The 12,493-nt window shown below is 75.7% G+C and carries 14 protein-coding genes; 5 read left to right on the plus strand and 9 right to left on the minus strand.

The features are described 5' to 3' along the window. The first annotated feature begins 29 nt into the window (after positions 1-29). The gene (locus QNH85_RS04800) at positions 30-629 is read left to right on the plus strand and encodes a DJ-1/PfpI family protein (RefSeq protein ID WP_282945032.1); all 600 of its coding nucleotides are present in this window, start codon (positions 30-32) and stop codon (positions 627-629) included. A gap of 22 nt (positions 630-651) precedes the next feature. Here QNH85_RS04800 and QNH85_RS04805 read toward each other — a convergent pair whose 3' ends face one another. After that, a complete protein-coding gene (locus QNH85_RS04805) occupies positions 652-2,031 on the minus strand; it encodes a dipeptidase (RefSeq protein ID WP_282945033.1) in 1,380 nt (459 codons plus the stop codon). A 32-nt stretch (positions 2,032-2,063) separates the two neighbouring features. On the opposite strand from QNH85_RS04805, the gene QNH85_RS04810 reads away from it, so the two are divergent. After that, positions 2,064-2,687 carry a DUF3043 domain-containing protein gene (locus tag QNH85_RS04810; RefSeq protein WP_282945034.1) on the plus strand — a complete coding sequence of 208 codons (624 nt, stop codon included), beginning with the start codon at positions 2,064-2,066 and terminating at the stop codon, positions 2,685-2,687. 55 nt (positions 2,688-2,742) lie between these two features. After that, positions 2,743-3,753 carry an aldo/keto reductase family protein gene (locus QNH85_RS04815; RefSeq protein ID WP_213282934.1) on the plus strand — a complete coding sequence of 337 codons (1,011 nt, stop codon included), beginning with the start codon at positions 2,743-2,745 and terminating at the stop codon, positions 3,751-3,753. 82 nt (positions 3,754-3,835) lie between these two features. Here QNH85_RS04815 and QNH85_RS04820 read toward each other — a convergent pair whose 3' ends face one another. From QNH85_RS04820 to yczE, 4 genes are all read right to left on the minus strand, one after another. Then, entirely contained in the window at positions 3,836-4,402 is a 567-nt protein-coding gene (locus QNH85_RS04820; protein WP_282945035.1) for an LppA family lipoprotein, read from the minus strand. Between the two features lie 52 nt (positions 4,403-4,454). Further along, a complete protein-coding gene (locus QNH85_RS04825; RefSeq protein WP_282945036.1) occupies positions 4,455-6,137 on the minus strand; it encodes an alpha/beta hydrolase in 1,683 nt (560 codons plus the stop codon). Then, positions 6,134-6,451 (minus strand): hypothetical protein, encoded by a 318-nt coding sequence (locus QNH85_RS04830; RefSeq protein ID WP_282945037.1) that lies wholly within the window; start codon positions 6,449-6,451, stop codon positions 6,134-6,136. Before QNH85_RS04830 ends, QNH85_RS04825 begins: the two co-directional genes overlap by 4 nt. Positions 6,452-6,556: 105 nt before the next feature. Continuing rightward, entirely contained in the window at positions 6,557-7,246 is a 690-nt protein-coding gene (yczE, locus tag QNH85_RS04835; protein WP_282945038.1) for a membrane protein YczE, read from the minus strand. A 61-nt stretch (positions 7,247-7,307) separates the two neighbouring features. On the opposite strand from yczE, the gene yczR reads away from it, so the two are divergent. Then, positions 7,308-8,777 (plus strand): MocR-like transcription factor YczR, encoded by a 1,470-nt coding sequence (yczR, locus tag QNH85_RS04840; protein ID WP_282945039.1) that lies wholly within the window; start codon positions 7,308-7,310, stop codon positions 8,775-8,777. A gap of 23 nt (positions 8,778-8,800) precedes the next feature. Here yczR and QNH85_RS04845 read toward each other — a convergent pair whose 3' ends face one another. Genes QNH85_RS04845 through QNH85_RS04860 form a run of 4 tightly spaced genes read right to left on the minus strand, consistent with a single transcriptional unit; the run spans position 8,801 to position 10,977 of the window. Next, positions 8,801-9,046, minus strand: coding sequence for a hypothetical protein (locus QNH85_RS04845; RefSeq protein WP_282945040.1), 246 nt, complete (start codon positions 9,044-9,046; stop codon positions 8,801-8,803). Further along, complete coding sequence (locus tag QNH85_RS04850) at positions 9,043-10,098, minus strand: quinone-dependent dihydroorotate dehydrogenase (RefSeq protein ID WP_282945041.1); 1,056 nt, start codon at positions 10,096-10,098, stop codon at positions 9,043-9,045. The genes QNH85_RS04845 and QNH85_RS04850 overlap by 4 nt, the downstream gene beginning before the upstream one ends. Positions 10,099-10,108: 10 nt before the next feature. Next, positions 10,109-10,588, minus strand: coding sequence for a hypothetical protein (locus QNH85_RS04855; RefSeq protein WP_282945043.1), 480 nt, complete (start codon positions 10,586-10,588; stop codon positions 10,109-10,111). After that, on the minus strand, positions 10,588-10,977 hold the full coding sequence (locus tag QNH85_RS04860) for a hypothetical protein (protein WP_428830359.1): 390 nt from the start codon (positions 10,975-10,977) through the stop codon (positions 10,588-10,590). The genes QNH85_RS04855 and QNH85_RS04860 overlap by 1 nt, the downstream gene beginning before the upstream one ends. Positions 10,978-10,992: 15 nt before the next feature. Here QNH85_RS04860 and QNH85_RS04865 point away from each other — a divergent pair, with 15 nt between their 5' ends. After that, entirely contained in the window at positions 10,993-12,480 is a 1,488-nt protein-coding gene (locus QNH85_RS04865) for a leucyl aminopeptidase (RefSeq protein ID WP_282945046.1), read from the plus strand. The last annotated feature ends 13 nt before the right edge of the window (positions 12,481-12,493 follow it).

The following is a 12,493-nucleotide window of genomic DNA, read 5'->3' on the forward strand; positions in this document are numbered from 1 at the left end:
GGGCCGCCGCCGTCGAGGAGGAGACGCAGATGGGCACGGGACACGCGCTGCGGATCGGGATCGTCGTGTTCGACGACGCGGAGGAGCTCGACGTGGTCGGGCCCTACGACGTCCTGACGGCCTGGGCGGGGACGTCGCCGCTCCGGCCCGAGGTGGTGACGTTCTCGGCGGACGGCTCCGGCGTCCGGTGCGCGAAGGGCCTGCGCCTGGTGCCGGACACGTCGCGGGACGAGGTCGGGCCGCTGCACGTCCTCGTGCACCCCGGCGGCCGGGGCACCCGCCCGCTGACCCGGGACGGCGAGCACCTGGCGTGGCTGCGCGCGGTGCGGCAGGAGACGGCGCTGCTGGCGTCCGTGTGCACCGGGTCGCTGGTGTACGCCGCCGCCGGCCTGCTCGCGGGCAGGCCGGCGACGACGCACTGGGCCGCCCTGGACGAGCTCGCCGAGCTGGACCGCAGCGTGCTCATCGACACCGAGGCCCGGTACGTCGACGACGGCGACGTCGTCACCTCCGCGGGGGTGTCCGCCGGCATCGACATGGCCCTGCACCTGGTCGCGCGCCTGGAGTCGCCGGACGCGGCCCGGCGCGTCCGGCGAGAGATCCAGTACGACCCCGCTCCCCCGGTCTGACGCCCCCGAGGCGGCGGGCGGGTCAGGCCAGGCGGGCCAGGAGGAGGGCCTCCGCGAGCACGACCTTCTCCAGCTCCGCGAGGTGCACGGACTCGTTCGGCCCGTGCGCCCGGGAGTCCGGGTCCTCGACGCCCGTGACCAGGATCGCCGCGTCCGGGTAGACCTCGAGCAGGTCCGCGATGAACGGGATGGACCCGCCCACGCCGATGTCGACCGGCTCGGTGCCCCAGGCGTCGGCGAACGCCTGCCGCGCGGCCTGCATCGCGGGCGAGTCGGCGGGCGCCTGGAACGGCTTGCCGAGCTCTCCGTCGCGGACCGTCACGCGGGCGCCGAACGGCGCGTGGCCCTCCAGGTGCGCGCGCAGCGCGGCGAGCGCGGCGGCGGGGTCCTGCCCGGGCGCGATGCGCATCGACAGCTTCGCGGTGGCCTTCGGGGTGATGGTGTTCGACGCGGTCGCCACCCGCGGCGCGTCGAGCCCGATGACGGCGATGGTCGGCCGGGTCCACAGCCGCGCGGTGATCGGCCCGGTGCCGGCGAGCGTCACGCCGTCCAGCACGCTCGCGTCGGCCCGGAACGCCGCCTCCTCGTAGTCGACCGCCGGGTCCGCCGCCGCGACGAGGCCCTGGACCGCGACGTCGCCGGCGTCGTCGTGCAGCGTGGCGATGAGGCGGGACAGCAGCGTGACGGCGTCGAGGACCGGGCCGCCGAACATGCCGGAGTGCACCGCGTGGTCCAGCGCGGCGACCTCGACCTCGAGGTCCACGAGCCCGCGCAGGGACGTGGTGAGGCCGGGGACGCCCACCTTCCAGTTGGAGGAGTCGGCGACGACGATGACGTCCGCCGCGAGCAGGTCCCGGTAGGTGTGCAGGAACGTGGTGAAGGACGGCGAGCCGACCTCCTCCTCGCCCTCGACGAACACCGTCACGCCGACGCCGAGCTCGTCGCCGAGCACCCGCAGCGCGCCGAGGTGCGCCACCACGCCCGCCTTGTCGTCCGCCGCGCCGCGGCCGTACAGCCGGCCGTCGCGCTCGGTCGGCTCGAACGGGTCGGTGTCCCAGTCGGCGTCGGCGCCGGGGGGCTGCACGTCGTGGTGCGCGTACAGGAGCACGGTCGGGGCGCCGGCGGGCGCGGGCCGGCGGGCGACGACGGCGGGCGCGCCGGGGGTGCCGTCGGGACGCGGGGCGGACAGGATCTGCACCTCGGGCATCCCGGCCTCGCCCAGCAGGCGGGCGACGTGCTCGGCGCTGGCGGCGACGTGCGCCTGGTCGAAGTCCGCGTTGGAGACGCTCGGCACCCGGACGAGGGCCTCGAGGTCCGCGCGGATGCCGGCGAAGGCCTCCTCGACGCGGGCCCGCAGGGCGGTGACGGACAAGGGCGGGTTCTGCTGCGTCTGCTCGGTCACGGACCGTCACGCTACTCGACTACCCTGGAGTGGTGTTCGGACGCAGCAAGGACAGCAGCACGGGTGCCACCGCCGCGACGGGGCAGACGCCCCTGACCGAGGAGACCCCGGGTCTCGTCGAGGTGCCCGGGGGCACGAAGGGCCGCCCGACGCCGAAGCGGAAGGTCGCCGAGGCGGCCAACCGGCGCCCGCTGGTCCCCACGGACCGCAAGGCCGCCGCCAAGGAGGCCCGGTCCGCGCAGCGCGCCGAGCGCGACAAGCAGTACGCCGCGATGCAGACCGGCGACGAGCGCTACCTCCCCGCCAAGGACAAGGGCCCCGTCCGCCGGTACGTCCGGCAGTACGTGGACGCCCGCTGGAGCCTCGGCGAGATGTTCCTGCCGATCGCCATCGTCATGCTGCTGCTCAACATGCTGCTCAGCCAGGTCAGCGCGGAGTTCGCGTTCCTCGGCCTGGTGGTCCTGTACGTCTTCATCATCGCGATGGTCGTCGACGTGGCGATCATGTGGCGCAAGCTCCGCAAGAGGCTTGTCGCGAAGTTCGGCGCCGACGCCGTCGTCCGCGGCACGATGATGTACGCCGTCACCCGGGTGTTCCAGATCCGGCGCGCCCGGCTGCCGAAGCCGCAGGTCAAGCACGGCGAGTACCCGGAGTGACGCGCCGCTGACCGCCTCGGCGAGCGCACCCGCGCCGTCGTCCTAGGGTGGTCGCATGGTCAACTACCGCCACCTGGGCCGCTCCGGCCTCAAGATCTCCGAGATCACCTACGGCAACTGGCTCACGCACGGCTCGCAGGTCGAGAACGACGCCGCCGCCGCCTGCGTCCGGGCCGCGCTCGACAACGGCATCACGTCCTTCGACACCGCGGACGTCTACGCGAACACGGTCGCCGAGGAGGTGCTCGGCGAGGCCCTCAAGGGCGAGCGCCGGCAGTCCCTCGAGATCTTCACGAAGGTCTACTGGCCGACCGGCCCCAAGGGCCCGAACGACTCCGGCCTGTCCCGCAAGCACATCCTCGAGTCCATCGACGGCTCCCTGCGCCGCCTGCAGACCGACTACGTCGACCTGTACCAGGCGCACCGGTACGACCACGAGACGCCGCTCGAGGAGACGATGCAGGCGTTCGCGGACGTCGTCCGCTCCGGCAAGGCGCTGTACATCGGCGTGTCCGAGTGGACCGCCGACCAGATCCGCGCCGGCCAGGAGCTCGCGCAGGACCTCGGCTTCCGCCTCGTGTCGAACCAGCCGCAGTACTCCGCGCTGTGGCGGGTCATCGAGGGCGAGGTCGTCCCGACGTCCGAGGAGCTCGGCCTGTCCCAGATCGTCTGGTCCCCCGTCGCGCAGGGCGTGCTCACCGGCAAGTACAAGCCCGGCCAGCCGCTGCCCGAGGGCTCCCGCGCGACGGACGAGAAGGGCGGCGCCCGGATGGTCAAGTCGTTCCTCGACCGCCCGAACGTCCTGCAGCGCGTCCAGGACCTGACGCCGGTCGCCGACGAGCTCGGGCTGTCGCTCGCGCAGCTCGCCGTCGCGTGGGTGCTGCAGAACCGGAACGTGGCCGCGGCCATCATCGGCGCCTCCCGGCCCGAGCAGGTCGTGGAGAACGTCAAAGCGTCCGGCGTCGAGATCCCGGCCGAGCTGATGGCGCGGATCGACGACGTGCTCGGCGACGCCGTGATCAGCGACCCGGCGGAGACGGCGAAGAGCTCCCCCGCCACGCGCTGACGCGCACCGCACGACGCAGGGCCCGGGTCACGCACGTCGCGACCCGGGCCCTGTGCCGTGCCTGCTCGCGGCCGGCCACGCGTCAGCCGTCGAGCGGCGACGGGCGCTCGTCGTCCTCCCCGGGCAGCGTCTCCCAGAGGTGGCAGCCGGTCCGGACGGACAGGATGGTGTTGACCGCCATGCCGAAGCGGTAGCGGCCGCCGTACCGGTCCTCCCCGACGACCTCCACGTCGTCCGGCCGGTCCAGCACCGTGCGGCGGTCGGTGAAGCCGTGGCGGTCACCGACCTCCTGCACGATCTCGACCGCGCGGTGCCAGTCGGCCGGGTCCAGGGTCCCGGACGCCCAGAGGGTCGCGAGATCGACCTCCTGCCCCTCCAGGTCACCGTCGTTGCAGAGAGACTGCGTCATCCCGATGCCCTCGGTGTCCATCCGCCACACCAGGCCCGGCAGCTCCGCCTCGACGGCGGCGATCATCTCGCGCTCCATCGCCTCGTAGTCGTCCAGCACCTGCTCCATGCGTGGCCGTGCGTCCACCGTCTCCACCTGTTCCTGGCCCCGCGGCCCGTCGTCCGATCCGGCCCCCCCGGCGGTGCACCCCGACAGCACCGCGGCCACGACCAGCACCGTCGACACGAGCAGCGTCCTCACATGTCCTCCACCGTGGGGCGGCGACAGCGCGTCGCCGGCGTTGCCGTGCTCATCAGTACGTCCCCGGGACCGGCCGGCTGAGCAGGTCGCCCGCTCCGCGGCCGTCGTCGAGCACCATCCTGCCCGAGGCCCCCGCGACGACTGCCGCGATGTTGTGCTGGCTCGTCGTGTCATCCGACAGGTAGGCGCTGTGCCCGGTCGACTCCCGGTAGGTGGTCCCGTCGAGCGTCGCGTCCCGCGCGGAGAGCCCGGCGATGCCGTCGACGTGGGTCGGGTCGATGCCGAAGTGGCCCAGATCGGCGACGGCATCCCGTCGTGCCTCGATGCGGAACACCTGCCCGTCAGGGACGTCGAGATCCTCCACGTGCGACGTACCAATGCCAGGAGAACCGAACACCACGGCCGAGTCGACCCCCGTCTCGTGCTGCAGGGCGATACCTGTGGTCGTCGAGCCGTACGAGTGACCGAGCGCGGTCAGGTGCGGGTCGTCGCTGCGGGATGCGTCGATGCCCCGGTAGAAGTCGGCGAGCGAGGCTGCTCCGGCCTGCGCCGAGGAGTCGCTCGTGACGAACCTCCCGCCGGGGTCGTACCACTCGCCCCACTGCGGGGCCTCGTAGCCCAGCCACGACACGGTCGCCACCGAGCCACCGTCCCCGTACTTCAGCGACTCGCTGCGCGCGACCGAGCTGAGCTCGGCCATCGAGGAGTCGTACGTCGCAAGACTGCCTGCCACGGTCGTCCCGAATCCCGGGGTGAACACCGCCACATGATCAGCGGTGTCGACGTCCCCGACGGCGACGGCGGCCAACAGCTGGCGCGATCCGCGGATGTCGAGCACGAGCAGCTGGCGGTCCCGGGTCTCCCGCAACAAACTCTCGATCGCGTCCAGGCCCGCGAGCTTCTCCCGCACCACCGCAAGCGCGGCGTCGTCGTTCGTGAACGTCCCGCCGAACGCCGAGTCTGCGAGCCGCGCCATGAGCCGCGCCGCGTCCGCCTCGAGCTTCGCCCGGTGCACGGGGATCAGCGCTCGGTTCGCCTGGTCCCGGACGCCGGCGGGGATGCCGTCCGTGTTCCCGAGCCAGTCTGGGTGCTCGGCCAGGACCCGCCGCTGCTGCTCCTCCCCGAGCGACTCCCACCACGCACTCGCCCGCGCAGGAGACCCGCCGAGCCCGGGCCGCAGCAGCTGCGCAGCCCCGGTTGCGGCGCCGTGCGCCGCAGCGGCGGCGAGAGAGCCGGGCCGGGCCTCCGTCCCCGCGCCCACGCGTCCGAGGACGGCCGCCAGCTGCTCGTCGGCGGCACCGGCGCTGAGCAGCGTCTGGCGGATGCGGTCGCCCAGCTCGTCACCCGCGAGGCGCCGGTCGGCGAGCTCGTCGCCGGTGGTGCACCGCAGGTCGCGCACGTGGCCGGTCCGCAGGTCCACCGCGAAGCCGTTGCGCCCGGCCCAGGCGAGCGCGCCGTCGAGCTCTGCCTTCGCCGCCCGGATCGATCCCACCGCGTCGTCCACGGCGGCGGTGACCGCGGCTACCTCGGAGACCGTCCCCGTCAGCGTGTCTGCCAGCGTGCGGTGGGCCCTGCGCGCGCGGGCGCTCGCCGGGCCCTGCCACGTCGGCGGCGGTGCGCCCTCATCGAGCTCGTCCTGGAGCCCCAGGAGCCGGGAGCGGTCGTGGGCCAGGGCGTCCGCCGCACGGCCCAGCGCATCCGGGTCCCACGCGAGCACCGTCCGGGGACTGCTCATGACGGGACCGGGCCGAGGCGCTGCACCATCCGGTCCAACGACGTCGCCACCGAGGTGTCCTGCACCTCGGTGGCGCGGGCGGCGGCCGCCATCGCGTCGGACTGCGCCTCGGCGGAGCGCACCCACCGCGACCCGCTGGCCAACCAGATCGCACTCGCCCGACGGGCAGCGGAGGCGCTGAGGCTCCCGGGCAGCGAGGCGGCGACGTCGCCGGCGTGGTCGGCGTGCCGGGAGGACCGGACGGCGTCCCCCGCGTCGGCGAGCCGGGCGGCCGACGCCTGCACCTCGCCAGGTGACATCTGGACCTGGTTCACAGCTCCCCCTCCGCAGCAGCTCGTCACCGTCGAGCGCGACGCTGCCACCGGGGGCGGCACCTACGAGACCACGTGGCCACCTACGCACAGGGCGCCGGGGTGCGGTCAGCGCCCCTCGCCCGGCTCCGCCGGCTCGGCCGCCGCGATCGCCGCCGGGACGGGCACGGTGAGCCGCGGCAGCAGCAGGTGGATCAGCGGGCCGATCCCGAGCGCGTAGGCCAGCGTCGCGAACCCGAGCGTGCCCCCGAGCAGCCAGCCGACCAGGACCACCGTGACCTCGATCGCGATGCGGACCGGGCCCACCGGCCAGCCGGTGCGCGCGACCAGCCCCGTCATCAGGCCGTCGCGGGGGCCGGGGCCGAGGCGCGCGCCGATGTACAGCCCGCTGGCGACCGCGTTCAGGGCGATGCCGGCGACGACGAGGGCGATCCGCGCGGCGAGCGGCAGGGGGTCCGGCAGCCGGTCGAGCAGCGCGAGGAACGGGTCGACCAGCACGCCGATGACCAGCACGTTCGCGACGGTCCCGATGCCCGGGCGCTGCCGGATCGGCCACCAGCACGCGAGCACGAGCACGCTGATCACGACCGTGGCGGTGCCGAGCGACCAGCCGAGCTGACGTGCCGCGCCCTGGCTGAGCACGTCCCAGGGCATGTTGCCGAGGCCGGAGTGCACCAGCATCGCGATGGACAGGGCGTACAGGACGAGGCCGCCCAGGAGCTGGGCGCCCCGGCGGGCGGCGTGCGTGCCGGCGCGGTCGACGGAACCGGGAGCGGCGGTGGAGGCGTGCGTGGTCATGGCCTCATCCTGACCGCCAGGTGGCCTTCCGTTCGATAGCCACTTGCGCAAGAGTGGCCCCATGTCCTCGCTCCTCGTCTCCGACCGCCGGATCGGCGGCACCGGCCTGGCGTCCGTGCTGGGCGGCTGGCGTCGCCCCGGCCCCGCCTACGCGGCGCTGGCCGACGCGGTGCGCCGCGCCGTGCTCGCCGGCGACCTGCCCCTCGCGACCCGCGTCCCCGGGGAGCGGGAGCTCGCGGCCGCGCTCGGCGTCTCCCGGACCACGACCTCGGGAGCGTACGGGCTGCTGCGGGACGAGGGGTACCTGGTGAGCCGTCAGGGGTCCGGCACGGTGACGGCGCTGCCCCCCGCGGACCGCCGCGGGCCCACGACCCGGACGCCGGCGCGACCCGCGGCCCCCGAGGGCGTCGTCGACCTCACGATCGCCGCGTGCGCCGCACCCCGCACGCTGCACGCTGCCGCCCTGCGCGCGGTCGAGGAGCTCCCCCGGCACGCGGGCCACGGCTACGCCCCGCTCGGCCTGGACGTCCTGCGCGAGGCGGTCGCCGACCGGTACACCGCGCGCGGCACCCCCACGTCCCCCGACCAGGTGCTCGTGACGACCGGCGCGCAGCACGCCATCGCCCTGCTCATGGCCACGCACGCCGGCCCCGGCGACCGGGTGGTCGTCGAGCAGCCCACCTACCCGCACGCGATCGAGGCGGCGCGCGCGGCGGGTGCCCGCCCGGTGCCGGTCCCGACGGGCCCCGCCGGGACCGACCTGGACCTGCTGGAGTCGACGGTCCGCCAGGTCGCGCCGCGGCTCGTCTACCTGATCCCGGACCACCACAACCCGACCGGCGCGACGCTGAGCGCCGCCGGCCGCGCCCGGGTGCGGGAGCTGGCCGCGCGCACGGGCACGGTCGTGGCCGGCGACGAGGTGCTGACCGACCTCACGCTGGACGGCCCCGAGCCGGAGCCGTGGGCGGGCGACGGCCGGGCGGCCCGCGTGGTGGCGATCGGCTCGATGTCGAAGAGCCACTGGGGCGGCCTGCGGGTGGGCTGGCTGCGCGGACCGGCGGACCTCGTCACGCGGCTCGCGCTGGCGCGCCGGGCCACGGACCTCGGCACCGCGGTGCTGGACCAGCTCGTGGCCGTCGAGCTGCTGCGGCTGGGCGCCGAGCCGGTCGAGGAGCGGCGCGCGCAGCTCCGCGCGGGCCGGGACCTGCTCGCCGGCCTGCTCGCGGAGCGGCTGCCCGGCTGGCGGTTCACGGTGCCGGCCGGCGGCCAGTCGCTGTGGGTGGACCTGGGCGCGCCGGTGTCGTCGGCGCTCAGCGCGCTCGCCCTCGCGCACGGCGTGCGGGTGGCGCCCGGGCCGGCCTTCGGCGTCGACGGCGGGCTGGAGGACCGGCTCCGCGTGCCCTTCACCGCGCCCGCCGCCGAGCTGCGGCGGGCGGTCGACGGGCTGGCGCTGGCGTGGGCCGCGCTCGGGTCCCCGGGGGCCGACCGGGACGGCGCGTACGCGGCCGCGCGACCGAGCGCGCTCGTCTGAGCGGCGCCGGAGCCCGGGCCCCGTCAGGCCCGCGGGTTGCCGAGCACCTGCTCCGGGACCGCCGCGAGGTCGTAGGCGGGGGGCACCACGGTGCCGTCGTTCCGCAGCCGGGCGGTCCGCACGCCCTGCTCGCGCAGCGCGCGCCACTGCAGCCCGAACCACTCCTCGGCGTCGAACCGGCTCGGGAACACCGGGGACAGCGGCCGGTCCAGCACCTGCCCGTCCGCGCCCGTGTACTCCCACGCCCAGCGGGCCCGCAGCGCGGTCACGGGGCGACCCGCTCGGCGCGGGCGGCGGCGTCGCGCGCGAGCGCCCGGCCGATCCGGGACGCCCAGAACGGGCCCTCGTAGATGAAGCCCGTGTAGCCCTGGACCAGGTCGGCGCCCGCGGCGAGGTAGGCCTGCGCGTCCGCCGCGGTGCTGATCCCGCCGACGCCGATCACGACGGGCCCCGCACCGAGGCGGTGCCGCAGGCGCGCGACCACCACGAGCCCGCGGTCCAGCAGCGGCGGGCCGGACAGGCCGCCCTCGCCGAGGTCGTGCGCGATCGTGGTGTTCACGGCGACCACGCCGTCGAGCCCGAGCTCGGCCACCAGGTCGGCGACCGCGTCGACGTCCGCGTCGGCCAGGTCGGGCGCGATCTTCACCAGCAGCGGCACTCGCGGCCGGGGCACCGCGGCGGCGGCCTCGTCGGCGGCGGTCCGGGCGGCCTGCAGGATCGGCCGCAGCGCGTCCACCGACTGCAGGTCGCGCAGCCCGGGGGTGTTCGGCGACGAGACGTTGACCACCAGGTAGTCCGCGTACGGCGCGAGGTGGCCGGCGCTCGTGGCGTAGTCGTCGGCGGCGTCCTCCGGCGGCGTCACCTTGGTCTTGCCGATGTTGACGCCGACGACCAGGGCGCGGCCCGCGGCGGTCGAGCGCAGCTTCCGCAGCCGCCGGGCGACCGCGACGGCGCCCTCGTTGTTGAACCCCATCCGGTTGCGCAGGGCGCGCCGGTCGACGATCCGCCACAGCCGCGGCGCCTCGTTGCCGGGCTGCGGCCACGCCGTGACGGTGCCGACCTCGACGAACCCGAAGCCGAGCATCGTCAGGCCGGGCACCCCGACGGCGTTCTTGTCGAAGCCCGCCGCGAGCCCGAACGGCGACGGGAACGTCCGGCCGAGCACCTGCACCGCGGCGGACGGCGGCGCCGCCAGGGCGGACCGCAGCACCCCCCGCAGGACGGGGACGCGCGAGGCGACGCGGATCGCGCGGAACGCGAGGTGGTGCGCCCGCTCGGGGTCGAGGCGGGCGAAGACCAGGCGGAAGAGGAGGCCGTACACGTCCACCAACCTACTGGCCGGCCGGGGACGCCGGCCGGGACCCGTCGCCCGCTGCCGGTCCGGCGGCGCGGCCCGGGCGGGTGCGCCAGAGCCACGCGAGCCCGAGGAACGGCAGGACGAGGGGGACGTAGCCGTACCCCTGCCCGTACGCGGACCACACGGTCTCGTCCGGGAAGTCCCCCGCGTCGAGCAGCGACAGGGTGCCCACGGCCAGCACCCCGACGAGCTCGACCGCCACGGCCGCCCACGCCACGGGCCGCCAGTCCCCCGCGAGCGCGAGCGTCGCGACCACGTACACCACCCCGGCCAGTGCGGACAGCAGGTACGCGAGCGGCGCCTCGTCGAACTTCTCCGCGATCTGGAACCCCGCGCGGGCCGTCGCCGCGAGGGCGAACACCCCGTACACGGCGACCAGCACGCGGCCGGGTCCGGCGGCGGTGCTCCTCGCGGGTGCCCCGGCGGCAGGACGGCCGGGTGCGGGCGTGGTCATCAGGACCCCCAGGTCTGGTCGAGACGGAGCTGCAGGAACGCGACCGCGACCGCTGCCACGAGCAGCACGACGGAGGACCACCGGCTGCGCTCGGCGAACGCCCACAGCGCGGCGGCGGGCAGCAGGACGAGCTGCGTGACGACGTAGCCCCAGAACACGGCCGGCTCGGCGGGGACCGTCCCGCTCGCGTGCAGGACGCCGGCGACGACCGCCTGCACCACCATCAGGCCCTCGACCACCGCGGCGCCCCACAGCTGGCGCAGCACGACGGCCCGGTCCCGGACCGCGAACCAGCCCGCCCAGCCGGCGAGCAGCAGCGCCGCCGCGGCGACGGCGTAGAGCAGGGCGGGGGTCACGGGGCCCCACGGTACCGGGCGCACCGCTAGCATCGGCGGGGGCCCCGCGTGACGTTGACCTCCGCGAACCCCACCCGCCAGACCGCCGACGCCCTCGTCGTCGCGGTCGCGAGCAGCCCGTCCGGCCCCCGCGTCGTCGGCGCCGACTGGCTGCCCGCCGACACCGCCGCGCAGGTGACCGGCCTCGCCGGGGTGCTCGGCGTGACGGGCGCCGTCGACGAGGTGCGGCGCGTGCCCGCCGGGACGGGGCTCGCCGCGAAGGTCGTGGTCCTCACCGGTGTCGGCGCGCTCGACGCGGGCGACTCCCCCGAGCCGGAGACCCTGCGGCGCGCGGCCGGCGCGGCGCTGCGCGAGCTGGGCGGCGCCCGGACCGTCGCGCTGGCCCTGCCCGCCGAGGACGTCCCGCAGGTCGCGGCGGTCGCCGAGGGCGCGCTGCTCGGCGCGTACTCCTACACCCGCTACCGCACGGGCGAGCAGACCGGCGCCCCCGCCGAGGACATCACCGTCCTGAGCCCGCGGTCCCGTGACAAGGCGGCGCAGGCGGCCCTGGCCCGCGCCGAGGTGCTGGCCGCGGCCGTGCACGGCGTGCGCGACCTGGTGAACGCCGCGCCCAACGACCTGTTCCCCGCCGCGTTCGCCGACGCCGCGAAGGCGGCCGTGAAGGACGCCGGCACCCGGAACCTCAAGATCACCGTGCTGGACGAGAAGGCCCTCGCGGCCGGCGGCTACGGCGGCATCCTCGGCGTCGGCCAGGGGTCGGCCCGCCCGCCGCGCCTCGTCAAGGTGTCCTACACGCCGTCGCGCCCGGCCGCGAAGGTCGCGCTGGTCGGCAAGGGCATCACGTTCGACTCCGGCGGCATCTCGATCAAGCCCGCCGCCGGCATGGACGCGATGAAGTCCGACATGGCCGGTGCGGCCGCCGTGCTGCACACCGTCGTGGCCGCCGCCCGGCTCGAGCTGCCCGTGGCCGTCACCGGCTGGCTGTGCCTCGCGGAGAACATGCCGTCCGGCACCGCCCAGCGCCCGTCCGACGTGCTGACCATCCGCGGCGGGAAGACCGTCGAGGTGCTCAACACCGACGCCGAGGGCCGCCTGGTCATGGCGGACGGCCTGGTCGCGGCCGTGGAGGAGAAGCCGGACGTCGTCATCGACATCGCCACGCTCACCGGCGCCCAGCTGGTCGCGCTCGGCCCGCGCGTGTCCGCCGTCATGGGCACCGACGACGTCCGCACCGAGGTCGTCGACGCCGCGGAGGCCGCCGGCGAGGCGTTCTGGCCCATGCCGCTGCCCGCGGACCTGCGCGCCGGCCTGAAGTCGAAGGTCGCGGACCTCGCGAACATCGGCGACCGGTTCGGCGGCATGCTGACCGCCGGGATCTTCCTGCAGGAGTTCGTCGGGACGACCCCGTGGGCGCACCTCGACATCGCCGGCCCCGCGTTCAACGAGAAGGCCGCGTTCGGCTACACGCCCGCCGGGGGCACCGGCGTCGGCGTCCGCACCCTGCTCGCGCTGATCGAGGCCCGCGCGGTGCGCTGACCCGCGCTCCCCT

The sequence above is a fragment of the Cellulomonas endometrii genome (assembly GCF_949769265.1).
GTDB classification, from domain to species: domain Bacteria; phylum Actinomycetota; class Actinomycetes; order Actinomycetales; family Cellulomonadaceae; genus Cellulomonas; species Cellulomonas endometrii.

Bases quoted from the DNA above. Each gene is read 5' to 3' on its own strand.
- QNH85_RS04825 (WP_282945036.1), bottom strand. From the start codon at position 6,137: ATGAGCAGTCCCCGGACGGTGCTCGCGTGGGACCCGGATGCGCTGGGC.
- yczR (WP_282945039.1), top strand. From the start codon at position 7,308: ATGTCCTCGCTCCTCGTCTCCGACCGCCGGATCGGCGGCACCGGCCTG.
- QNH85_RS04855 (WP_282945043.1), bottom strand. From the start codon at position 10,588: ATGACCACGCCCGCACCCGGCCGTCCTGCCGCCGGGGCACCCGCGAGG.
- QNH85_RS04815 (WP_213282934.1), top strand. From the start codon at position 2,743: ATGGTCAACTACCGCCACCTGGGCCGCTCCGGCCTCAAGATCTCCGAG.
- QNH85_RS04800 (WP_282945032.1), top strand. From the start codon at position 30: ATGGGCACGGGACACGCGCTGCGGATCGGGATCGTCGTGTTCGACGAC.
- QNH85_RS04860 (WP_428830359.1), bottom strand. From the start codon at position 10,977: ATGCTAGCGGTGCGCCCGGTACCGTGGGGCCCCGTGACCCCCGCCCTG.
- yczE (WP_282945038.1), bottom strand. From the start codon at position 7,246: ATGACCACGCACGCCTCCACCGCCGCTCCCGGTTCCGTCGACCGCGCC.